Origin of the sequence: Pauljensenia sp. UMB3104, from assembly GCF_030217285.1 — a bacterium.
Taxonomy (GTDB): Bacteria; Actinomycetota; Actinomycetes; order Actinomycetales; family Actinomycetaceae; genus Pauljensenia.
In genome coordinates this window covers 35,876-58,466 of the sequence record NZ_JASONN010000011.1, presented here as the reverse complement: position 1 = coordinate 58,466, position 22,591 = coordinate 35,876, and the positions used below count along the sequence as shown (strand labels likewise).

General features: G+C 65.5%; 19 protein-coding genes, 2 tRNA genes, 1 other RNA gene and 1 pseudogene. 7 read left to right on the top strand and 16 right to left on the bottom strand.

Annotated elements, in window-relative coordinates; all coding sequences use genetic code 11:
* Window positions 1-9 precede the first annotated feature (9 nt).
* Together QP415_RS06825 and moaA are read right to left on the bottom strand one after the other, a co-directional pair.
* A complete protein-coding gene (locus QP415_RS06825) occupies window positions 10-1,362 on the bottom strand; it encodes a nitrate/nitrite transporter (RefSeq protein WP_285099514.1) in 1,353 nt (450 codons plus the stop codon).
* A 223-nt stretch (window positions 1,363-1,585) separates the two neighbouring features.
* Window positions 1,586-2,650, bottom strand: coding sequence for a GTP 3',8-cyclase MoaA (gene moaA / locus QP415_RS06820; RefSeq protein WP_048676185.1), 1,065 nt, complete (start codon window positions 2,648-2,650; stop codon window positions 1,586-1,588).
* A gap of 413 nt (window positions 2,651-3,063) precedes the next feature.
* Between moaA and QP415_RS06815 the strand changes: the two genes are divergently transcribed.
* Both QP415_RS06815 and moaC read left to right on the top strand, forming a co-directional pair.
* Window positions 3,064-4,341: a molybdopterin molybdotransferase MoeA gene (locus QP415_RS06815; RefSeq protein ID WP_285099513.1), complete on the top strand. Its 1,278-nt coding sequence runs from the start codon at window positions 3,064-3,066 to the stop codon at window positions 4,339-4,341.
* 32 nt (window positions 4,342-4,373) lie between these two features.
* On the top strand, window positions 4,374-4,856 hold the full coding sequence (moaC, locus tag QP415_RS06810; RefSeq protein ID WP_016460847.1) for a cyclic pyranopterin monophosphate synthase MoaC: 483 nt from the start codon (window positions 4,374-4,376) through the stop codon (window positions 4,854-4,856).
* Between the two features lie 72 nt (window positions 4,857-4,928).
* Here moaC and QP415_RS06805 read toward each other — a convergent pair whose 3' ends face one another.
* Both QP415_RS06805 and tadA read right to left on the bottom strand, forming a co-directional pair.
* The gene (locus QP415_RS06805; protein ID WP_285099512.1) at window positions 4,929-5,420 is read right to left on the bottom strand and encodes a MogA/MoaB family molybdenum cofactor biosynthesis protein; all 492 of its coding nucleotides are present in this window, start codon (window positions 5,418-5,420) and stop codon (window positions 4,929-4,931) included.
* A gap of 1 nt (window position 5,421) precedes the next feature.
* Window positions 5,422-6,723 (bottom strand): tRNA adenosine(34) deaminase TadA, encoded by a 1,302-nt coding sequence (gene tadA / locus QP415_RS06800; protein WP_285099511.1) that lies wholly within the window; start codon window positions 6,721-6,723, stop codon window positions 5,422-5,424.
* Between the two features lie 207 nt (window positions 6,724-6,930).
* Between tadA and upp the strand changes: the two genes are divergently transcribed.
* Window positions 6,931-7,569 carry a uracil phosphoribosyltransferase gene (gene upp / locus QP415_RS06795; protein WP_285099510.1) on the top strand — a complete coding sequence of 213 codons (639 nt, stop codon included), beginning with the start codon at window positions 6,931-6,933 and terminating at the stop codon, window positions 7,567-7,569.
* A gap of 241 nt (window positions 7,570-7,810) precedes the next feature.
* Window positions 7,811-8,365 (top strand): YagU family protein, encoded by a 555-nt coding sequence (locus QP415_RS06790; RefSeq protein ID WP_016460843.1) that lies wholly within the window; start codon window positions 7,811-7,813, stop codon window positions 8,363-8,365.
* Between the two features lie 138 nt (window positions 8,366-8,503).
* Here the strand turns inward: QP415_RS06790 and QP415_RS06785 are convergent, their stop codons facing one another.
* From QP415_RS06785 to QP415_RS06765, 5 genes are all read right to left on the bottom strand, one after another.
* Window positions 8,504-9,343 carry a MetQ/NlpA family ABC transporter substrate-binding protein gene (locus QP415_RS06785; RefSeq protein WP_016460842.1) on the bottom strand — a complete coding sequence of 280 codons (840 nt, stop codon included), beginning with the start codon at window positions 9,341-9,343 and terminating at the stop codon, window positions 8,504-8,506.
* A 69-nt stretch (window positions 9,344-9,412) separates the two neighbouring features.
* On the bottom strand, window positions 9,413-10,150 hold the full coding sequence (locus QP415_RS06780) for a methionine ABC transporter permease (protein WP_048677120.1): 738 nt from the start codon (window positions 10,148-10,150) through the stop codon (window positions 9,413-9,415).
* Window positions 10,147-11,166 (bottom strand): methionine ABC transporter ATP-binding protein, encoded by a 1,020-nt coding sequence (locus tag QP415_RS06775; protein WP_285099509.1) that lies wholly within the window; start codon window positions 11,164-11,166, stop codon window positions 10,147-10,149. The genes QP415_RS06780 and QP415_RS06775 overlap by 4 nt, the downstream gene beginning before the upstream one ends.
* Before the next feature lie 425 nt (window positions 11,167-11,591).
* Window positions 11,592-11,960, bottom strand: coding sequence for a fluoride efflux transporter FluC (locus QP415_RS06770; protein WP_016460839.1), 369 nt, complete (start codon window positions 11,958-11,960; stop codon window positions 11,592-11,594).
* Entirely contained in the window at window positions 11,957-12,445 is a 489-nt protein-coding gene (locus tag QP415_RS06765) for a fluoride efflux transporter FluC (RefSeq protein ID WP_285099508.1), read from the bottom strand. Before QP415_RS06765 ends, QP415_RS06770 begins: the two co-directional genes overlap by 4 nt.
* A 78-nt stretch (window positions 12,446-12,523) precedes the next feature.
* Between QP415_RS06765 and gluQRS the strand changes: the two genes are divergently transcribed.
* The gene (gene gluQRS / locus QP415_RS06760; protein ID WP_285099507.1) at window positions 12,524-13,438 is read left to right on the top strand and encodes a tRNA glutamyl-Q(34) synthetase GluQRS; all 915 of its coding nucleotides are present in this window, start codon (window positions 12,524-12,526) and stop codon (window positions 13,436-13,438) included.
* Window positions 13,439-14,934: 1,496 nt separating this feature from the next.
* Here gluQRS and QP415_RS06755 read toward each other — a convergent pair.
* Both QP415_RS06755 and ffs read right to left on the bottom strand, forming a co-directional pair.
* Window positions 14,935-15,007 (bottom strand) — tRNA-Arg (locus QP415_RS06755).
* 118 nt (window positions 15,008-15,125) lie between these two features.
* An RNA gene (gene ffs, locus QP415_RS06750) (signal recognition particle sRNA small type) lies at window positions 15,126-15,221 on the bottom strand.
* A 180-nt stretch (window positions 15,222-15,401) separates the two neighbouring features.
* On the opposite strand from ffs, the gene QP415_RS06745 reads away from it, so the two are divergent.
* Window positions 15,402-15,965 carry a YbaK/EbsC family protein gene (locus tag QP415_RS06745; protein ID WP_016460836.1) on the top strand — a complete coding sequence of 188 codons (564 nt, stop codon included), beginning with the start codon at window positions 15,402-15,404 and terminating at the stop codon, window positions 15,963-15,965.
* Between the two features lie 524 nt (window positions 15,966-16,489).
* Here the strand turns inward: QP415_RS06745 and QP415_RS06740 are convergent.
* From QP415_RS06740 to QP415_RS06730, 3 genes are all read right to left on the bottom strand, one after another.
* Window positions 16,490-17,602, bottom strand: coding sequence for an IS1249 family transposase (locus QP415_RS06740; protein ID WP_285099506.1), 1,113 nt, complete (start codon window positions 17,600-17,602; stop codon window positions 16,490-16,492).
* A gap of 252 nt (window positions 17,603-17,854) precedes the next feature.
* Window positions 17,855-17,942 (bottom strand) — tRNA-Ser (locus QP415_RS06735).
* 277 nt (window positions 17,943-18,219) lie between these two features.
* Window positions 18,220-18,657, bottom strand: a complete 438-nt coding sequence (locus QP415_RS06730) for a hypothetical protein (protein ID WP_285099505.1) — start codon at window positions 18,655-18,657, stop codon at window positions 18,220-18,222.
* A 159-nt stretch (window positions 18,658-18,816) separates the two neighbouring features.
* On the opposite strand from QP415_RS06730, the gene QP415_RS06725 reads away from it, so the two are divergent.
* The gene (locus tag QP415_RS06725) at window positions 18,817-20,190 is read left to right on the top strand and encodes a uracil-xanthine permease family protein (protein WP_285099504.1); all 1,374 of its coding nucleotides are present in this window, start codon (window positions 18,817-18,819) and stop codon (window positions 20,188-20,190) included.
* A gap of 157 nt (window positions 20,191-20,347) precedes the next feature.
* Here the strand turns inward: QP415_RS06725 and QP415_RS06720 are convergent.
* Together QP415_RS06720 and QP415_RS06715 are read right to left on the bottom strand one after the other, a co-directional pair.
* A pseudogene (locus QP415_RS06720) lies at window positions 20,348-21,660 on the bottom strand (ISL3 family transposase).
* 136 nt (window positions 21,661-21,796) lie between these two features.
* Window positions 21,797-22,501, bottom strand: a complete 705-nt coding sequence (locus QP415_RS06715) for an ion transporter (protein ID WP_219752604.1) — start codon at window positions 22,499-22,501, stop codon at window positions 21,797-21,799.
* Window positions 22,502-22,591 lie beyond the last annotated feature (90 nt).

The window sequence follows — 22,591 nt, the reverse complement described above, 5'->3', positions numbered from 1 at the left end:
CCGGGTGGATCAGCCGGGGAACGGGGCGTTCTTGCGCGCGTACATGATCCAGCACAGGACCGAGCACAGGGCGCAGAAGATGGCGCAGCCCAGGAAGAAGGCCCATGCACCGCCAGTGCCGACCGCAGAGAGGGCGACGCCGACGAGGAAGGGGCCGAGGGATGCGATGGCGGAGGTGAAGCCGATGGCGCCGCCGGCCTGGCGGGCCGGCATGATCATCGGCATCTGCTTGAAGGTGCCGGCGTTGCCGAAGCCGGAGAACAGGAACATGGTGAGCATGAGCGCCATGAAGATGTAGAAGTCGGTCCAACCGGTGGGGTTGTACAGGACCCAGGCGATGCCGCCCAGGGTGATCGCCATGCCGACGCCGGAGATGAAGGTCCAGATGGCGCCGCCCATGCGGTCGCAGAAGATGCCCCAGGACATGCGGATGATCGAGCCGATGAGAGGACCGAGGAAGGCGAAGGTCGCGCCCTTGACACTCAGGCCGAGGGTGGAGTCACCACCGAACTGATTGTTAATGAGGAGAGCGAAGACGGCGGAGAAGCCGGAGAACAGACCGAAGGTCATGACGTAGAGGATGGTCATGTACCAGGTGTTGGGGTTGGAGAAGATGTCCAGCTGCTGCTTGATGTTGGCCTTGACGGGCACGTCGCGCAGCCAGATAAAGGCGAGGATCGCGGCGACGAGGCACCACGGAATGAAGAAGACCGCAGCGTTGTAGACCCAGATGCTCTCACCCGCGTGGTCGCCACTGGCCTGCGTCTGCGGAGCCAGCCAGGTCATGCCGAAGAGGCCAAAGCCCATGAGGATGGGGCCGACCAGCTGGATGACGGACATACCGAGGTTACCGATGCCGCCCTGCAGGCCGAGGGCCGTGCCGGAGAGGCGCTTGGGGAAGAAGTAGCCGGTGGAGGGCATGTAGCCGGAGAACGAGCCGCCGCCGATGCCACACATGAAGGCCAGGGTCAGCAGGACCCAGTAGGGGGTTGTGTTGTCCTGGACGACGTAGAACCAGCCGGCCATGGGCAGGATGCACAGCAGGGAGGTGATACCCACGAGCTTGCGGGTGCCGATGAGCGGGGGCAGGAACATGTAGATGAGGCGCAGGATGCCGGCCGCGAGGCCAGGCAGAGCGGTGAGCCAGTACAGCTGCGACTTGTTCAGATCGAAGCCAAGAAGCGTCAGCTTCGGCGCGATGGCGCTGGGCAGGAACCACACGCAGAAGGCGAGGATCAGCGAGTAGGTCGTGATCCACAGCGTGCGCCACGCGAGCTTCGAGTCCCACTTGGACTCGTCGTTGGGGTTCCAGTCAGTGAGCAGGTAGCGGCTCTTCTTGGCCGCGGGTTCGGTCGCGCTCATGGCTCTCCTCGTGTCTGAAGGGCGTCCGGGCGCGGGCGCACGCCGGACATTCTTTAACACGGAGGCTACCAATGGAAATGACGTAACCCACACGAACTCATTGGGACGTACATCACCCTTGGAAACGTTGGGAAAAGTCCTCCTACAAGGCAAGATACGGCGGACAACAAGACCACAATTGACCGCCGTTAGAAAACACCGGCATTACGGAATTTAAGGGAGGTTACCCACCAATACGACTCATCGTGCGCGACGGGCGCGCAAAAGCGTCGAGATTGAGGCCGTGCGCGGCCGGCTTCGTCCACATCGCATCGGCCCATCGGGCCGCAATCTGGGCGTCGTCTCCACCTCCACGCAGCAGGTCGCGCAGCGATGTCTCCTCGGTGGAAAACAGGCAGGAACGCACCATGCCGTCAGACGTGAGGCGCGTGCGGTCGCAGGCATTGCAGAACGGGTCAGACACGGAGGCGATGACGCCGAGCCTCTTGCTCGGATCACCGTCGACGATCCAGCGTCCCGCCGGCGAGTGCGGATCCTCGCGCGGCGCGGGAGTCAGCGTGTGGCGGGTCCCCATAATGTGCAGGATCTCGTCGGCCGTCATGATGTTCTGCCGATCCCAGGTGTCCGCCGGGCCGATCGGCATCTGCTCGATGACGCGCAGCTCAATGCCTCGGTCCAGGCAGTAGTCGACCAGGTCGGGCAGGTCGGCCTCGTTCATGCCGCGCAGCACGAGGGTGTTGACCTTGATGGGACTCAAGCCCGCGCGGGCGGCAGCCTCGATCCCCTCGAGGACGTCAGCGAGGCGGTCGCGGCGGGTGATCGCCGCGAAATGCTCGGGATCCAAAGAATCGAGCGAAATGTTGACGCGATTCAGGCCCGCATCCTTCAGGCCCTGGGCGCGCTTGGCCAGGCCCAGCGCATTCGTCGTCAGAGCCAGGTCGAGCGGCTTCCCCTCGTCGGTGCGCAGGTGGGAGCACTCGGTGATGATCCCCTCGAGGCCTCGGCGCAGGAGCGGCTCACCTCCCGTGAAGCGCACCTGGCGGATCCCCAGCATGTCCACACCGATACGAATGAGGCGCACGACCTCGTCATCTGTCAGAGTGTCCTCGGTGGGCAGCCAGTCCAGGCCTTCGGGGGGCATGCAGTAGGAGCAGCGCAGGTTGCAGCGGTCGGTGAGCGAGACGCGCAGGTCTCGGGCGACGCGCCCGAAGGTGTCGACGAGCCGCAGCGGCGCGTCACACGCCACCGCATCTGCCGCCTGAGAGGCGGAAACGAACTCGACAGACATGGCGCAACCCTACCGCGATTTGCCCTGTGTTCGCCCCTCGAAAAACCGAGCCCGAACGGCATCATGCGGCCCCGGCCTCGTCGTTGAGAGAAACGAGACAGGCACCGGAGCCCAATCAGCGTGGTCAAGCGAGAATTATGCAGCCACCATCCCTCCACACGGCACAGACTCAGGATATTGCGCCCGACGCGTCACCCACGAAGGCGCACGTGGGGGTTTGGCAGCATTAGAAGCCCCGTCACGGCGTGTCGCCGGCGTGTCGAGCCCTTGGATGGCGCAAATCCCCCAGCCTCCCATATCCAGGCCGTTGAAACGAGCTGCAACCACCCAACCCAGCCCACTCCTCATCCATCGCGCGCAAAGCAAACATCCCCGCACGCCTCCCCCACGCCACCTGGCCCTACACTGGACACATGCACGATCCCACCCTGTCTACTGCGCAGCATCGCGAGCTGATTGAGGCACTGGCACTCAGCCACGTTCTCCCCCACGAGACGCTTCCCGTCGAGGAGTGCCTGGGTCGCCGCCTGGCCGTCGACATCAGCTCGTTGATCCCACTGCCACCGTTCACGAATTCCGCGATGGACGGGTTTGCGGTGCGTCGCGAGGACCTGGAGGGCGAGGGACCGTGGACACTGCCCGTCGCCGGTGATATTCCGGCGGGCGACACCCGCGAGAATCGCCTTGAGAAGGGGCAGGCGTGGCGCATCATGACGGGCGCCCCCATCCCGGCTGGTGCCGACACTGTCGTGAAAGTCGAGGACACGGACCACGCGGCGGGCATCGCGCAGGCGCCCGAGACGGTGGAGATCCGCGTCGCCCCGAAGCTGGGCGAGAACGTGCGCGTTGCCGGCGAGGCCCTCGCGGTGGGTTCCCCGGTCCTGGAGGCGGGACGCGTCCTGGATGGGACGGCCCTGTCGGCCGCTGCCTCGGTCGGGCACGGCACCCTGACGGTCCTGCCCCGACCGCGCGTCATCGTTGTGTCGACGGGCACGGAACTGAAGCAGGCCGGTGAGGCTCTCGAGCGCGGCCAGATTCCCGATTCGAACGGCATCCTGCTGCGCGGCCTCGTCGAGGAGGCCGGCGGACGCGTCGTCGCCCACCTGCGTACGGGAGACACCCCGGCGGAGCTGCGCCAGGCCCTCAACGAAGCCCCGGAGGCCGACCTGGTGCTGACCGCAGGCGGCATTTCGGCGGGCGCATACGAGGTCGTGCGTCTGACCCTCGGCACTGACGCGGGCTTCCATCACGTCGCCCAGCAGCCGGGCGGCCCGCAGGGCGTGGGGTCCACGCCGGTGGGCCCGGGCGGCCGCGAGACGCCGGTCATCTGCCTGCCCGGTAACCCGGTGTCGGTTTTTACGACGTTCCACATGTACGTTGCGGGCGTGCTGGCGGTCATGTCGGGCCTCGTCGCTCCCGAGCGCGGCGCGACCGCCCCGAGCGGCGTCCTCGCCCGCGCTCACACCGGGTGGGACTCCCCGTCTGGAAAGATGCAGTTCATTCCGCTTCGTTTCATTTCCGGAGAGGGAGACGAGGCCGGGGCCCGCTGGGTGGAGCCGGTGCACCCCCTGGGGTCGAAGTCGCACCTGGTGGCTTCGCTGGCGAATGCGGAGGCGATCGGCGTGGTCTTACCGGACGTTGAGCAGGTTGAGGTCGGCCAGGAGCTGGCGGTCGTCCCGCTCGTGGGCTGACCCCGCTAGTGACATATAACGAGAGGAAAACCGTGAAGTTTACACATCTGAACGAGGACGGCGCCGCCTACATGGTGGACGTGACGGCGAAGACCCCGACCGTGCGCCAGGCGAGCGCCGTGTGTCGCGTGGATTGCTCGCCCGAGGTCATGCAGGCCCTGCGCGACGGCACTGTCCCGAAGGGCGACGTGCTGGCGGTGGCCCGCGTGGCCGGTATTTCCGCGGCGAAGCGCGTCCCCGAGCTGCTACCCCTGGCACACACGATCGGCGTGCACGGCTGCGCGGTGGACCTGAGCCTGGAGGAGGACCACGTGGCGATTCGCGCGACCGTGCGCACGGCTGACCGCACGGGCGTGGAGATGGAGGCGCTGACCTCGGTGACGGTCGCGGCGCTGGCGATCGTGGACATGGTCAAGGGCGTGGATCGCTCCGCCCGCATCCGCGAGGCGAAGATCGTGGCGAAGTCGGGTGGTCGCAGCGGCGACTGGGTGCGCCCGGAGGACCCGCAGGACTGACGCCGCCGCTGTACGAGGAGGCCGCCCGCAGCACACACGTGCCGGGCGGCCTGGTCGTCTCAGCAGAGGCCGTTACGCGCGCGGGTGGTCGCCGCCCGCGAGCTGGTCGATGATGTGGGCGACGAGCGGGCCGATGACGGCCACGGTGTCGGTGACGCCGCCACGCGAGCCGGGAGCGTTGACGACGAGGGCGCCCTCGGGCGAACGCGCGGTCACGCCGACGAGGCCTCGCGAGAGGGCGGCGGATGCAACCTTTTCTTCGCCGCGGCGCCGAATCGCGTCGGCGAGGCCGTCGATGCGCGTCACGAGGAGCGGCTCGGTCGCCTCGGGGGTGACGTCGCGGGGGGCGAGGCCGGTGCCTCCGGTCGTGAAGACGAAACGGGCCCCGTCCTCCACGGCCGCGGTGATCGCAGCGCGGATGGCATCGACCTCGTCGGGGACGATCTCGACCGACGCCTCGATGTCGTGCTCTGCGAGAAGACGCGCGGCGAGGGGGCCAGAGAGGTCCTCGGCGACGCCGGCGGAGCAGCGGTCGGAGACCGTGATGACGCGTGCGGGGATCATGTCAGTGGCGCGCGTTGCCGCGGCGACGCCCGGAGCGGCGCACGCGAATCCCGGAGGTGATGGGGTCGACGTCGTTGAACTGGCGCGGGGACAGCTCGTAGTCGACGCGGCGCGCGGGTTCGGGCTCGAAGGCCTGCGGGAGGGGCCGCTGCGGGCGCTCACTCGTGCGTTTTTGGGCGCGCTGGGGGAACACGGGCGGCGCGGGGATCGGCTCATCCGCTACTGGCGCGGGCGTGGGGGCCGGAGGCCGGGGAGCGCTCTCACGCAGCGGTTGGACGAGCGGGCGGCCCGGCTGAGCGGGCGTGTAGAGCCCCTCGGGCACGGTCGCGGTGGGGCGCACGTGGACGGGGCGGATGCGGGGGACGGAGCGCGTGATGGGGCCGCGCGTCGTGTCGGGTGACACGGCCGGCATGACCGGGGCGGCACTGCGGTAGGGCGGCTGCGAGGGTGGGGTCTGCGGCGCGGGCGCGACGCTTTCGTCGGCGGGAATGTCGGCGGGGTCGTCGGCGTTGCCGGAGACGCGCTCGGAGAAGGGGCGGCCCGCTCGACGAGGCAGGGGCGAGGCCTGCGTGCCACGGTGACGGCTGGGCGTATGGACGGAGTGGGAGGGGGCCACCGGGGCCTCAGCCACGACCGGGGGAGCGGGGACGACGGGCGCGACGGGCGCTTCGGGTGTTACGAGCTGAGCGGGGACCCCCTCATGGCGAGGAGCCTTCTCGCTCGCCTGTTCGTGTGCGCGCGCCGACGTGGGTGCCTCATCCTCCTCGTAGGGGACGACGAGGGGCGCGGGGATGTCGTCGGGCTCGTGGACGGGCGCCTGGACGACGGGCATTTCGTCAGCGCTGCGGCAACCGAGGAAGAAGGAACGCAGCTGCATGGCGGCCTCTTGGGCGAGGACTCCGCCAATAACCTCGGTCGGGTGGGGCATCCGGGCGTCGCGCAGGACGTCGCGCAGGGAACCCGCCGCGCCTGCCTTCGGGTCCCACGCGCCGAAGACGACGCGATCAACGCGGGAGGCGAGAATAGCGCCCGCACACATCGTGCAGGGCTCGAGGGTGACGACGAGCGTGCAGCCCGTCAGGCGCCAGGTTCCCCTGGCGCGGCCAGCCTCACGCAGCGCAACGATTTCGGCGTGACCTGCGGGATCGTGGTGCGCCTCGCGGCAGTTCCACCCGCGGCCGATGATCCGGCCGTTTTCGTCGACGACGACGGCCCCGACGGGGACATCTCCCGTCTCGCGGGCGCGGTTGGCCAGGAAGAGGGCCTTGCCCATTGCTTCGCGGTACTGCTCATTCACGGTCACCCTACTAGCTTACCGGCCAAATCAGTGTTGGGGTAGTTGGAGTCCACAGTGGCTTGTGAGCTTCATGTGACTCGTGAGTTTGACATCGTCCACATCCGGACGCGATGCCCGACCAACCGAAAGGCGCACCGAGCAGAGAACCCGCCACGGCCTCGTCCCCGGCGCACCAGGGTGCACACTCGCGGGCGAACAAGGTAGCCTATAACCATGCGCCTCCACGTTGCCAATCACCCCCTGATCACCCACAAGCTCACCGTTCTGCGCGATCGCGAAACGCCGTCGGCGACGTTCCGCCAGCTCGTAGACGAACTGGTCACCCTGCTCGCCTACGAGGCGACCCGCGAGGTGGCCGTCACCGAGACCCCCATTGAGACCCCCGTTGCCCCCACGGTTGGCCTCAAGCTCTCCGAGCCCCGCCCGATCGTCGTGCCCGTCCTGCGCGCAGGCCTGGGCATGCTCGAGGGCATGACCCGCATGCTGCCCACGGCCGAGGTCGGCTTCCTGGGCATGCGCCGCGACGAGGACACCCTCGAGATCGAGACCTACGCGAACCGCCTGCCGGAAGACCTGTCGGGCCGCCAGTGCTTCATTCTCGACCCCATGCTGGCCACCGGCCACACCATGGTCGCCGCCACCAACTACCTCTTCGAGCGCGGCGCGAAGGACGTCACCTGCGTGTGTATCCTGGCTGCGCCCGAGGGCATCAAGACGCTTGAGGAGGCGATCGGCGACCGCGCCGACGTGAACGTCGTCGTCGCCACTGTCGACGATCACCTCAACGAGAAGTCCTACATCGTCCCCGGCCTGGGTGACGCGGGCGACCGCCTGTACGGCATCATCGACTGACGAGGCGCGCACCCCTGACGCGTCACCGCGCCGAGGGATGCGACGCAGCTAACGCCACGCAAGGGGTGGTGGCGGTACCCAGGTCCCGCCACCACCCCTCGTATTTACTTATTAATCAACATATAAACTAACCGTCTTGGCTATTTGTAGCCTATTTTCCCTGATGACAGCCTTATGTGACCTTAACCGCTAAGAGTTCGTCAGCCTCGAAAATGCCACGTGAGCGTCTCATGCTTGTCCTATGGCACTGATTCAGACCAATCCCAAGCGCCGCCGCTACGGCGTCGCAGCAATCGCAGGTGTTCTCGGCGGCATCGTCTCCGCTATCGTCAAGTTCGGCTGGGAGGTGCCGCTGCCTCCGCGCACGCCCGAGCGCAACGCCACCAACCCGCCCCAGGAGCTGCTCCAGCAGCTGGGCGTCCCGGAGAGCGTCACGCACCTGTCCTACACCTTCAACGGTAACGAAGGACTCCCCTGGATCTCCTTCATCGTCCACTTCTCGTTCTCGATCGCCTTCGCGATCATCTACTGCGTGCTCGCCGAGCGCTTCCCGCAGATCAAGCTCTGGCAGGGTGCCGCCTTCGGTATCTTCGTCTACGTGGCCTTCCACGTCGTCCTCATGCCGCTGATGGGCACCGTCCCGGCGCCCTGGAACCAGCCCTTCGCAGAGCACTTCTCGGAGTTCTTCGGCCACATCATCTGGCTGTGGGTCATCGAAGTCTTCCGCCGCGACATGCGCAACCGCATCACGCACGAGCCGGACGCCGAGTTCCCGCTCGAGTCTCGCACCAACTGATCGCCGCTCACGCGGACATACGGGTGGCCCCCGGAACCCATGGGTTCCGGGGGCCACCCGTTATCTCTGCGAGCCTTTCGGCCCCGCGTTCCGTCAGCCTCGGCGCCTGCGCGCCCCGGCCTCGTCAATCAGAGTCAATCAGAACGCCGGAATGACCGAGCCATCCGACCAGGTCTGCTCGATGTACTGCTTCACCTGATCGGAGTGCAGGAGCTTCTCGAGCTTGGCGATCGCGTCAGCCTTCTTGGTGTCCTTCTTCCACACGAGGACGTTCACGGCCGGGTTGTCCACGGGGGACTCGACGACGAGCGCGTCGCCGGAGATGGACTTGCCGCCCTCCTGGGCGAAGTTGCCGTTGATGACCGCGTAGTCGAAGTCATCGAGCGAGCGGACCAGCTGCGGGCCCTCAACCTCACGGAAGTCGAAGTTCTTCAGCTTGGTGACGGTGTTGATGTTGACGTCACCGTCGCCCTCGGGGATCGAGACGAGGCCCTGCGTGGCCAGGAGCTTGAGCGCACGCGACTGGTTAGCCGTGTCGGAGATGATGCCGATCGTGCCACCGTCGGGCAGCTCATCGAGGGACTTGTGCTTGTTGGAGAACACGCCGAGGGGCTCGAGGTGGATGCCCTCGCCGGCCTCGAAGTCGTAGCCGAACTGCTTCTCCGCGTTCTCCAGGTAGGGGACGGTCTGGTAGAAGTTGGCGTCCAGGTCGCCGTCGTTCAGCGCGGTGTTGGGCTGGACGTAGTCGGTGTACTCAACGATGTTCAGCTTGATGCCCTCGGCCTCGGCCAGGTTGTCGTTGATGTAGGTGAGGATCTTCGCGTGGGGCGAGGGGGTCGCGCCCACGGTCAGGGTCACGACGTCCGAGGAGGAGCCGGAGCCGGACGCATCCGAGGAGGAGCCGGAGCCGCCGCAGGCCGCCAGGCCCAGGGAGGCGACGGCCGCCAGGCCGATGGCTGCGAGGAAGCGATGACGCATGGTGGTTCTCTTTTCTTCTGTGTACTGGATGGGACGGATAGTCGAGGCCGGCGGCCCGACCGTGGTCTGTCAGCGCGCGCGGTGGTCAACCAGGCGCGAAAGGAGGTCGCCGATCAGCTGAATGATCTGCACGATGACGATGATGGCGACGACGGTCGAAATCATGACGTCGTCCTGCCAGCGGTTGTAGCCGTAGTTGATGGCCATCTGGCCCAGGCCTCCGCCGCCGACGGCGCCCGCCATCGCGGAGTAGCCGATCAGGGTGATCGCCAGCGTCGTGATCGACTGGATAAGGGCGGGCATGGCCTCGCGAATGAGGACGCCCCAACGGATCTGCCGGTTGGAGGCACCCATCATCTGGGCGGCCTCGACCTTGCCGGGGTCGACGGCCAGGAGGTTCGTCTCCACGAGGCGCGCGAAGAAGGGCGCGGAGAGAATGACGAGCGGCACGACGGTCGCAAGCGAACCCGTGGACTTGCCAACGAGCAGCTTCGTCAGCGGGATCAGCATGATGATGCCGATGATGAAGGGCAGGGAGCGCACGATGTTCACGACGAAGGACACGGCCTGGTACACGCCCTTGTTGGGGGTGAGGCCACCCTTGCCGGTCTGCACGAGGAGGAGGCCGAGGAGCGTTCCGATGATGACCGCGAAGAGCGTGGACAGGCCCGTCATCATGAGGGTCTCGAGGATCGCCGGACCGAACTTCTGGGTCAGCGCCGGGTTGTCGAGCCACGTCGGGTCGCCCTTGCCCGTCGACTGGAGCGCCTGCGCGGCGGTCGCGGCGGCGAGGTATGCGGTGGTCATTGGGTCCTCACTTCCGCGTGAACGTTGTTCTTACGCAGCTGCTCGATGATCTTGTCGGCGTGGTACGCGGGGACGGTGAGGGCCAGGCGACCCACCTGCACGCTGCCGAGGGACTCGAAGGTTCCCGCGGTCACGTCCGCGCCCATGGACGAGGCCAGGTGCAGCACCGTGGCGCCCGTGGGCACACCCGGGTGCGAGGTGAAGACGACGTCGAGGAGGACGGTGCTCTTCGTCAGGCCATCCAGGCTCGTAGCCCCGGGGGCGGGGACGGACTCCACAACGGGCATGGGGACCAGTTCGCGGGCCAGCGGAGTCGAGGGGTCGGCCACGACCTCTTCGAGGGGACCGGTCTGCAGGACCTGGCCGTGGCCGAGGAGGGTCACGGAGTCACAGATCTCGCGGACGACGGCCATCTCGTGGGTAATGATGACGACGGTGACACCGGCGACGTCGCGCACGTGGCGCAGCAGGGAGAGGATCTGGGCGGTCGACTCCGTGTCGAGCGCACTCGTCGGCTCGTCACACAGGAGCACGGCCGGGTCATCGGCCAGGGCGCGGGCAATGCCGACGCGCTGACGCTGGCCACCCGACAGCTGAGACGGGTAGGAGTCGCCTCGGCCTTCGAGGCCAACGAGGGCCAGGAGCTCCTCGACGCGCTGACGACGCTTTGCGGCGGGCACACCCGCGAGCTTGAGCGGGTAGCCGATGTTATCCGCGGCAGTGCGCGCATCCAGGAGGTTCGCGGCCTGGAACACCATGCCGATGCGGCGACGGGCGGCGCGCAGCGCGGAACCCGACAGTGTCGACAGGTCGAGGCCGTCGACGACGATGCGGCCCTCGGTAGGCTTCTCGAGCGCCGTCAGACACCTGATGAGCGTGGACTTACCCGCACCAGAACGGCCGACGATCCCGTGGATCGAACCGCGATCGACGTGCAGGTTCACCCCATCGAGCGCGACGACTTGGCCGCCGCTTTTCACGGGGTAGACCTTGGACACCCCGGTGAGGTCAATCATATGCTTCTCCGTTACTGGGCCCCACGGCCCGCATCATCAGCATATGAGGGCCAGCGGCGCCAGCGCTCGGAATGCTGTTACAAAACTCCGTATCGTGGCTAAACCCTCACCGAACAGCCCATATTGCGGCCGTAGTTACGCGGAAAACTCCCTACCCGACGCACGCGATACCCACGAGCGCCCTGCATCTCCTCCTCCCTGATCCCACCCCCGGCCTCGTCCCTCCCAAAGTCGCAGGTAATTTGGGTACCCTCATTTTTCTTAGCATCCGAGAAAACGTTGCAATCCCAACGATCACAATTCAAATTCTGAAATAGACGCAGGGGAATTGCATGCGACATTTTCGAGTAAAGATCACAGAAGCCTGTGCTCAGATAACACGCAATGCTGATAACACGCGAAACCCGGAACAGCGTTCCGGTCGCTCACGCGACAGCGATACCCGCGAGGGCCGCGCCCCAGGAGGCCGCCCAGGTGCCCAGCGCGAGAGCGAGGCTCCGTCCTCGGAATCCGTCCGCCCACAGGGTCACCGCGTCCACGAGCGCGGTCGAGAACGTCGTGAAGCCACCGAGGAACCCCGTCGACACGATCGGCATGATGCTTGCGGGAGTAAGCTGAGTGGCCGCACCGGCCAGGAAGCAGCCGATCACGTTGACCACCAGGATGCCGAGCTTCGCCCCCGCCGGGTCACCCCACGAGTCCAGGGCGCGCTGCACGCCTCGGTCCAGCCAGAAGCGGGCGCACGCGCCCACGCCGCCAGCCAGGGCCACAAACAGGAAGGTCGCTGTGCTCATGCTCGGCCCTCCTCGTCGTTCACGGACGTCGCAGAGGCCGAGGAGGCAGCTGAGGCCGCCGAGGGGCCGCACAGCCGCTCCCCCACGCGCATCCCCACCCAGGCACACGCACCGCCCAAGGCGAGGAGACCCAGGGACTGAGAGGCGGCCTCGACAATGCCATTGAGCGACACGTAGCCCACCGACGCGACGATGTACGTCCCGTACGTCGTGAACGCGCCCGCGAAACCCGTGCCAACCAGGAGCTTCAGAGTCTTCAACGAGGCCGGATCCCCCGCGCCGCGCGCGAGGCGCCCCGCCACCCACGCGGCCAGTGCACCCAGGAGGAACGCGCCCACCACGTTGACCGTCAGCGTCGACCACGACAGGAAAAGGCCGCGCACGGGAGAGGCCTTCGCCACCTCGTCCAGGCCCGCACGCGCCGCCGTCCCCACGACGCCGCCCATGAAGACCGCCAACCAGTTGGGCACCCGAAAACTCGCCATGCACCCACTGTACGCCTGCGGCCCTCACGCACGGGGAGGCGGATCCCGGGGGCGGCCCCAGCCTCGTACACTGGGCGCATGACGAACACCGGACGATTCGCGCCCTCCCCCACGGGCGACTTCCACCTGGGCAACCTGCGCACCGCGATTCTCGCGTGGGCGTGGGCGCGCACGACCGGGCGGCGTTTCGTCCTGCGCATCGAGGACATCGACCGGGAACGCGCCGGGTCCGCCCAACGCCAGATCGAGGACCTGGAAGCGATCGGCATCGACTGGGACGGCGAGCCCCTCATCCAAACCGCGCGGGCCGACGCGCACGAGGCCGCCCTGGCGTCGCTGGCCGCGCGCGGCCTCATCTTCGAGTGCTACTGCACACGCCGAGACATCCGCGAGGCCGCCTCCGCGCCGCACGTGCCGCCCGGCCACTACCCGGGCACGTGCCTGCGCCTGAGTGAGGACGAGCGTTCATCCAAGCGCGAGGCACTGGCCGCCGCTGGGCGGTCCCCCGCGCTGCGCCTGGCCGCGCCATCGCCCGAGTGGACGGTGTTCGACGAGCTGCACGGCTCCTACACCGGGCCCGTCGACCACTTCGTCGTGCGCCGCGCAGACGGCGTGCCCGCCTACAACCTGGCGGCCGTCGTCGACGACGCCTACCAGGGCGTCGACCAGGTCGTGCGCGGCTTCGACCTGCTCTCCCAGGCGCCCGCGCAGGCGCAGCTCGCGCACCTGCTCGGAGCGCCCGAGCCGACGTACGCGCACGTGCCCCTCGCGCTCGCGCCCTCCGGGGCCCGCTTGGCTAAGCGCGACGGCGCCGTCACCCTCTCAGACCTACGAGGCTTGGGCTGGTCCACCGAGGACGTCGTGTCGTTTATCGGTTCCTCCCTGGGAGTGCCCGGGGCGCACTGCGCCTCCGACATCGCGGACGCCCTGGGGATTGAGGGGCTGCGCTCCTTGTCGACCGAGCCGTGGGTCGTGACGCCGCCCAGTTCCTAAGGTTTTGCTCTATGTGCCCTGCCGGGCCGGGCTGCTTGTGGCTCCACGGGCCGCTCTCCCATCAATTTCGCACGTAATTCCCCAGCAAGTTGTTCAAACGTTGAAATCGCCTCGTTGGAATTGCAACGTTTTTGGGCGGTCTCAAAAAATGACCGTCGGAAATTATGTGCGACTTTTTCTGGGGTGGTTATCGCCGTCACTCTCGGGTGCTGCGGCCAGGCCCCGCCAGCCCACGGGCACTGCAGCCAGGCCCTACCTCCACCCCGTATACGTCACACCCCTCATCCCCAGATCCACCACCAATTTCGCATGCAATTCACTCACAACTATTTCAAACATTGAATTCACAGCGTTGGAATTGCAACGTTTCTGGACTTTGTTGAAAGTTCACGCAATCGAATTGCATGCGGAATTAATGGAGCCGGGCCCCGCCACCGCCGCGAGCTTTGAAAGCGGGCCCCTTCGGCGATGCAGCCGCTTCTGATCGTGCAGCTAACCCTGTGCGCGTGCTGCCGCCCCTACAGCTCTCTCCGTCTGAGCACTATCCGGATAGGTTGTGCACACGCGGATAGGTTATGCGCATCCGGATAGGTTAATAAGCTATCCGCATGCTCGTTACCTATCCGGATGTTCGTAACCTATCCGGATGCTCGTTAGCTACCCGAATCTTCGTTACCTATCCGCATGCTCATTACCTATCCGCGTGCGTGTTGACGCCTGGGAGCTGCCCACCCACGGGCGCGGCGACCAGTCCCAACATCTCACCGCTGTGCTCCACAAGTTGTGCAGCGGCCTCCAACCGGGCCGCGGGACAAAACTCTCCCCGCTCAGCTTGCTCGCAGCCAAAACGGGACAAAACTCTCCCTGCATGCACCAAACGGCCCAAAATGCGCGTATTTTGGCGAGCAGGGCGAATTTTGTCACGCGAGCACCCCAAACCGGCCACGCCGGGCGAATTTTGTCACGGAAAACGCTCCGCAGCGGCAATGCCGGACGAGTTCCGTCACGCCTTCAGCTGCGCGGCCGCACGTTAACCTCTGTGTGCGCACATAAAACCCTAGACATCGACGTGGGCAGCACTGCCCACACGCATATCATCGGGCCCACCTGCAGATCATCGGGCCCGCGTGTGCCAGGGGCCCATACACAGGGTTCGACGCAGTATTCGCAGGAACGAGGCACACACAACCACCTGAAACCACGACTTTCCCGTGCGAAAAAGCCGAAAAGTCACCCTGCTAGCAACACGATTTGTCCATTCTCATAGTTGACACCAACCAACTTCAACACCAACTTTTCCGCACCAGCACAACGAAAAGTCAACACTCCAGCAACACGTAGCGTCCTATAACCCCACGTTTTGTCCTTTAACCCTTAACCCCGCGGACCCCGCCGCGAACGCGTGGATACATTGGGCATGAAAAAAGCACTCCCGAAGGAGTGCTTTTCAAAAACGCAGAACCCCCACCGGTGGATCGCACCGAGGGGGGCCGCTGCGCGCCCGAAGGGACTCGAACCCCCAACCTTCTGAACCGTAATCAGATGCTCTATCCATTGAGCTACGGGCGCTTTGCCGTTTGGCTGGGTATAAGCTTACACGCTCTTCGTCAGGATGCAAAATCAAGAGTCATGACCTGAACCACACTGAAGAAGCATGTCCTTCAGCCGACCAAGATCGAGCAGCATATACAAAGATCCTCCGCGCACCCGGCAGCGCACCCTTATCCTTGCTGCATTCCTGCCCTGGGGAGGTTCGGATGATACCGTCACGCGGAGGACCGACCCTCAGCATACACGGTTTCACCCGGCGCGCGCAGCTGCGACGACCATGCCACAGAACACCACGGGCGCAGAACACCACAGACCCCGAACACCGCAGGCACCGACGCACACCCGGCCGTCACGCAGGCTTGCCCATCGGCCACCCCAGACACTCCAACGCCGACAGGCCTACCCTGACACCATGAGCGACATCATCATTCCCGGCATCGGCTCTCTGGAGCCAGTGCCCGCACTGGACAATCTGAATCTGCTCGCGCCGCCGGTCGCGGCCGCTCTCACCGCGCTGGCCGAGCGCGGGGTGGCCACGGCCTCGTCGGCCCTCGTCGTCGCGATCGACCCGGAGCTCGCGGACACGGAGGTCATGACGCGCGAGTTCGGCATGGATCTGGCGCTGTCGTCGAACTGCATCCTGGTGGCGGGCAAGCGCGCGGGCGAGGAGCGCATCGCCGCGTGTGTCGTGCGCGCGACGACGAACGCGGACGTCAATCACGTGGTGAAGAAGCGCCTCGACGTGCGCAAGGCGAGCTTCTGGCCGCAGGACCGCGCGGTTGAGGCGTCGGGCATGGAGTACGGCGGCATCACGCCGGTGGGCGTGCCCGGCTCGTGGCGTCTCCTCATCGATTCGGCGTGCGCGGTCGGCTGGAGCTGCATCGGCTCGGGCCTGCGCCGCTCGAAGTTGTTCGTGACGGGCGAGGTCCTCGCCGCGCTCCCGGGCGCAGAGATCGTCGAGGGACTCGGAGTCTAGAAGGACGAGGCCGGGGCCCGTCAGGCAAGCCCCGCCCGGTCGGCGGTCACCGCGCAGGCTGCGGAGCCTAGCTCTGGCGTCGGTCGGCTGCGGACGCATGTGACATGCAGGAGTTGTTGGGTCCGGCTGCGGTGCCCGCGGGCGGAGTCAGGGCCTGGCTGCGGTGCTCACAGCACGACAAGCCCCGCCCGATTGGAGGCCGACGCGAGGCCTGCGGGGCCTGGCCGGGCTTCGAGGCGACGCGCCGAGCCGAAGGCTCGCAGCGCGGGCGGGCCGCCGCCCACGGGCACACCAAGCAGCCCGGCCCGACGAGGCAGGCCACGCGGCGGCCGGAGATCAGGCGGCGCTACACGCAACACAAGCAGGAAAGCTCCCCACCGGCCGCCACGCCGTGTCGTACTAATTTCGTACTTAGTTCCCCTATTTTTCCCCTCAAGTTCCACAACTAAGGGGAAAACGCGGATTCGTTGAAGCAACGCCCCTCCCCTACGATGGGGGTTATAGGACATTTCGTGTTGCTGGGGTTAGTCCCAGGTGTTGTGGTAGGGGGTGGTGTGGTGGAGTTCGTTGAAGCAGATTGCGTCGCCCCAGCCGGGGATGATGCCGGTGGCTTGGTGGGTTTGGCTGGCGTGGTACCAGGCATTTTCGAGGGCTGCGTCGGTGGGCATGGTCGCCAGGATCCTCGCTGCTGGTTGCGGGTGAGCTGAGTGGATGTAGCACCACCAAAACACTGCTTTCATACGTCGGGTCAGGCGCATGCCGCGATGGTCGCGCAGCATCTGGCGTAGGCGCGCGTTCGTGCTTTCGATCTGGTTGGTCATCGCGGGCATCTGATGTGTCCAGGTGGGGTCCAGGTAGGTGAACAGGAGTCCCTGGGAGATGAGCTTGTTGAGGCTGTTACGAGCCCGTACGAGCCGTTCGTGGGTGTATTCCCATCCCCCCTCAGGCCTGCGTGTTTTCTCCTCCAGGAAGTCCTTCCAGCGCGTGCACCACCCCTGGTAGGCACCTATCCATTCCTGGGCGCCATCAATGTCTGTCACGTGGGTGAGCTGGCGCCCCAGAGCGTACAAGCTGCGCGAGGCCTGCAGTTTGGGGCGCGTTGTGGTGGCTTGGCGGATACGACAATACGCGTGGAAGGTGCAGCGTTGAACGCGCGTGGTCGGCCAGATTCTCTTGCAGGCTTTCGCGAACCCGCTGCCCCCGTCGGTCACGACCAGGGCCGGGGGTGCGATCCGGCTCATGAGCGCGCCCCAGGCCCGGGAATTCTCGCTCCTGGCCGCGTACCAGCCCAGCACACAATCGGGTGTCTGGGCGATAAGGACCACGGCGCCGCGGCCCAGGTGGATGCCGTCGACGAAGATGACGTCATGGACCTCATCGATGATCGGGCTGAACGTCCATAACTGCCACAACGGCTCACAACGCCGACGAAACGAGCGGCCCCCACCAGGCATGTCCGCCTGACGGCGCCGACTGAGCAGCCAGGCCAAGAACTCATCAAGATGCTTCGCCGTGGAGTCGATGTCGTTCAGCGTCGTGATTTGACAGGGCTTACACCGCCAGCGCTGACGACCTGTTGACGTCTTACCGTGACGGATCATGGGGCAGCCACACACAGGGCACGATGCAGTATTCACAGGAAAGAGGCAAACACGACCAACTAAAAACATGACTTTCCCGCGCAACAAAGCCGAAAAGTCACCCTGCTAGCAACACGATTTGTCCATCCTCATAGTTGGCTCCAACCAACTAAAACACCGACTTTCCCGCACCAGCACAACGAAAAGTCAACACTCTAGCAACACGTAGTGTCCTATAACCCTACGATGGGGACTTTTCGCTGCAAACGCAAAGAAAACCCCGGAACCTGGGCAGGTTCCGGGGTCCGGTGGCGGAGGATGGGGGATTCGAACCCCCGAGGGCTTGCACCCAACACGCTTTCCAAGCGTGCGCCATAGGCCACTAGGCGAATCCTCCGTGCACATCGTGCCGGACAATCATAAGCGAAAAAAGCCTCCCAGCGCCAATCCTGGCCAATGGACCAGATCACAGGCCTGGAATGTCGCAGAAAACGCGTGCTCCGCTCGCGCAGGCAGGCCGCATGCCCGCCGATGATCGGCCAGGGCACTCAGTGAGATCGACGCCGCGAGCGCACGTCAGTTCACCCACCGCCCACCTGGCCACACCCACGAAGCCGCACCTGCGAAGGCGCACCCACGAGCCGCACCCGCGAAGGCGGCCCCGGCCTCGTCGATTAGAAGAGCCCGAGCAGGTAGATCGAGAGGCCAACGAAGACGAGGATGCCGTCGTAGACGAGGGCGGCGATGGCCTCGCGCGAGCCGATGCGCTCGGGGAGTGACTGCGCCTGGATCAGAGCGATGACCGCGAGAACGATGCTGACGACGAGGGTGAAGCCGAAGACCCCGAAGACGGCGAACCAGAGGGCGACTTTCGCCATGGGGTTCGTGATGGGCTTGGGGGAGGTGTAGCCGCCGTCGGCGAAGACCTCCTGGATGTTGACGTATTCCACGCCCGGGAACCTGCCGTACGAGGCCGGCGCGCTTTGGCGGGCGACGCTCTCGGGGGCGTAGCCGTAGCGGTCGCCGGGGGCGGCAGTCGGCGAGGCAGTGTCCGGGTTCGCCCAGGGCACGCTGGAGACTGCGGGGGCGACGTTCGGGGACGGCTGGCTCATGTGCTCCACTATTCCATAACAGCAGGGGCGTGCACCACACTTTGGCCGCTCATGGGGTTTAGGCGTGGCGAAACCTGCGACTACAGGGGTGAACGCGCTACCCTGTTATTCCGACCGGTACGGCCATTCTGCCCATCAACTGATCGGATTTGTACGCTTATGAGCGAAACGAAGACCTCGCTGTTCCGTTGGAAGCTTCACGGTAACGGCACGTCCATTAATCCCGGTGACGTCGTCCTCCCGGGTGAGCGACTGTCGTGGCCGCGCACTATTGGCATTGGCGCCCAGCACGTGGTCGCAATGTTTGGTGCGACGTTCCTTGTTCCGTTGTTGACGGGTTTCCCTCCGTCGACAACGCTTTTTTTCACCGCGATCGGCACTCTGCTGTTCTTCTTGATCACGGCGGGCCGTCTGCCCTCGTACCTGGGTTCCTCGTTCGCTCTGATCGCCCCGATTACCGCGGTGTCGGCGTCCATGGGTTCCTCCTACGCGCTCGGCGGCATCATTGCGACGGGTGCGACGCTGGCTGCGGTTGGTTTGATCGTTCACTTCGCGGGTGTGCGCTGGATTGACGCGGTCATGCCGCCCGTGGTGACGGGTGCGATTGTGGCTCTCATCGGCCTGAACCTGGCGCCCGCCGCGTGGAACTGGGTGAAGGAAGGCCCGATCACTGCTGTTGTGACGATCGTGTCGATCTGCCTCGTGACGGTGCTCTTCAAGGGCATCCTGGGTCGTCTGTCGATCCTGATCGGCGTGCTGATCGGCTACGTGGCCGCGATTATCCAGGGTCAGGTCGACTTCTCGACCGTGAGCAAGGCCGCTTGGATCGGCTTCCCCGAGTTCCAGGCCCCAAGCTTTGCCCCCTCGACCCTGGGCCTGTTCCTGCCGGTCGTGTTCATCCTGGTCGCGGAGAACGTCGGCCACGTGAAGTCCGTGTCCGCGATGACGGGCGAGAACATGGACGACCTGACGGGACGCGCGCTCATGGCGGATGGTCTGTCCACGATGCTGGCTGGCAGCGGCGGCGGCTCGGGTACGACGACCTACGCGGAGAACATCGGCGTTATGGCGGCGACCCGCGTGTACTCGACGGCCGCGTACTTGATCGCGGCTGGTGTTGCCTTGGTCCTGTCGATGCTGCCGAAGTTCGGCGCGCTGATTGCGACGATTCCTCCGGGCGTCCTCGGCGGCGCGGGCACGGTCCTGTACGGCATGATCGGCATGCTGGGCGTGCGTATTTGGGTGCAGAACCGCGTGGATTTCTCCAACCCGGTGAACCTGAACACCGCTGCGGTCGCGTTGATCGTCGCGATTGCGAACTTCACGTGGAAGATCGGCGACATGTCCTTCGAGGGCATCGCGCTGGGTACTGCCTCGGCTCTGCTGATCTACCACGGCATGCGCCTGATTTCGAAGCTGCGCGGCACGAACCTGGAGGCGGCGACGCCCGCGTCCGCACCGTCGGGTTCGGAGCTGGAGGGCGAGGCGTATTCGAAGCGCCATCGCTCCCCCGCGCCGCAGGCTGAGGCCTGATCTGACGCTTTCATTGACGAGGCCGGGGCTCGGCCACTCGCTCACCGCACGGTGAGGGGTGGGTCGGGCCCCGGCCTCGTTTATCCCCATAATTCCGCACGTAATTCCCCCGGTGCACCGCAATCATCGTCAGTGCAATGCCCGGATTTCCGGCTCTTCATAATTGGGGGTGTAGTTGGGGTCTGAATCCTCCTGTTTCGAGGAGTGCTCGGGTGATGTAGTTGGTGAGGTTTCGCAAGTCCGAGTGCGGATCCGCGTAGGTGTTCGAGACGTCCGTTGATGGCTTCGGTAGGACCGTTGCTGGTGTGGGGATGATCGAAGTAGGCCAGGATGTCCCCGGCTCGGCGTTTGAGTGTCCTGCCCAGCGTGATGAGCTCGGTTAGGCCCCTCGGTACGCGTGTGGAGGTCAGTGTATTGATTTCGGCTTGCATCAGGGCCTTACCCACGTCCGTGTCGGGTGCGCGGTAGGCGTCGATGATGTTCTGGTAGACGCTCCATGTGACTTCGAGGGCGACGTGGTAATCGCTGGCGAACAGGTCGAGGATCTGGTGCTGCTGGCGTGGGGTGAGCAGGCAGGATCTGGTGTGTAACATCCTGCGGGCCTTGTATAGGGGGTCGGTGGCACGCCCGCGCCGGTGGTGGAGTTCTTGCTGAATGCGTCTGCGGCACTCATCCAAGGCGTTGCCAGCCAGGTGCACGACATGGAAGGGGTCCATGACTGCCCTCGCGCCGGGGAGTTCTTCAGCGGCTGCGCTTTTGAACCCGGTGAATCCATCCATCGCGACGATCTCAATGCGTTCGCGCCACGTGTCAGGGCGGGAGGCCAGCCAGGTTTTGAAAACCTGCTTGGAGCGGCCCGGGACCATGTCCAGGAGCCGGGAGGGACCGCGACGGTCTCGTACGGGAGTGACGTCCAAGATGACGGTGACGTATTTGTCGCCGTAGGGGGTGTGGCGCCACACGTGTTCATCCACGCCAATGACACGCACGCCTTCACACCGTGCTGGATCATTGATCAGCAGGCGCGCCCCTTCAGCCAGGACAGCAGTATTGGCGGCTCTTCCAGGACACACCGAGGGCCTGGGCGACGCGCGCCACCGTCAGATGGTGGACCACCAGGCCCGTCAGCGCCCAGCGCACCGCCGCACGCGAGAGCTTCGCGCGCGGATCGGCCGCTTGACTCATGTCTTGACGCCACACGTGAGCACACGTCTCGCACCGGTAGCGGCGCACGCTCACATGCAAGATCGTGGGACGCCACCCGCAGGGCTCGTGAGCTAAGCGCCTGACCACCGTGTCACGAGAAATGCCCTGGCACCCGCAGCGTCGACACCACCGGTCCTCACCCGTAATACGGCACGCCAACACTGCATGGTCTGCCTCAACGCGCTGGCCCGTCACTTCTAGGCCCAGGTCATCCAGGCGCGTGAACACGCTCAGATCAGGGCGATCAAAGATAGTATTGGCCATGTCGAGGTCTTTCAGATGGACGGTGTAGGAACCCCCATCATCGGAAGACCTCGACCCCTACCCAGCCACGACACGCCCAACCCCGCCCACAACACCTACACCCTCAAATGCGAAGAGCCACAAAAGTCCATGCACATCAGTCGCCGACGTCTCCGCCGCCGCGCAGCTCGTCGAGCATGCCCGCCGTGAGGATGCCCGAGGGCAGGGCAACGACGGCGACGCCCATGAGCGAGGAGATCATGGCGATGGCACGCCCCACGTCGGAGGTGGGGTAGAGGTCGCCGTAGCCGACGGTCGTCAGGGAGACGACCGCCCAGTACACGGCATCGAAGAAGGTGTTGAAGGTTTCCGGCTCGACGTTAAAGATGGCGAGGGCGCTGACGAGGATGTAGCCGATGGCCAGGCCGAGGACGGCGAGCAGCGCCTCCCTCTCTTTCTCGAACACGGCGGCGATGACGGAGGCGCTCTTCGAGTAGCGAATGAGCTTGAACAGCCGCAGGGCCCGAAACAGGCGGAGGACTCGCAGCGTGCGCGGCGCGTCGTTGAGGGCATTGAAGACTGGCAGGATCGACAGCAGGTCGATGACGGCCATGGGGGTGAAGGGATAGATCAGGAACGACAATGCGCCCTTGCCGAGCTTCAGATCCGCCGTCGCCCATCGTGCCAGATAGTCGGCGATGAACACGAGGACGCAGGCGTACTCGATTGTCTCGAGGACGGGGCTGGATTCCTTGAAGCACAGGGGAAGGAGGCTGGCGATAATGAGCACGGTCATGACGTGCCCGCACCACATCGCCGCTCCCCCATCACCATCCAGCAGAGAGTAGAGACGTTTCCGCACCTTTAACACTCCTCATCGATATGCACGTCACGCGCCGGGAAAACGCACCCACGACTGGGCACTGACTTGCGTCGAGCGAGGGCCCCGGAG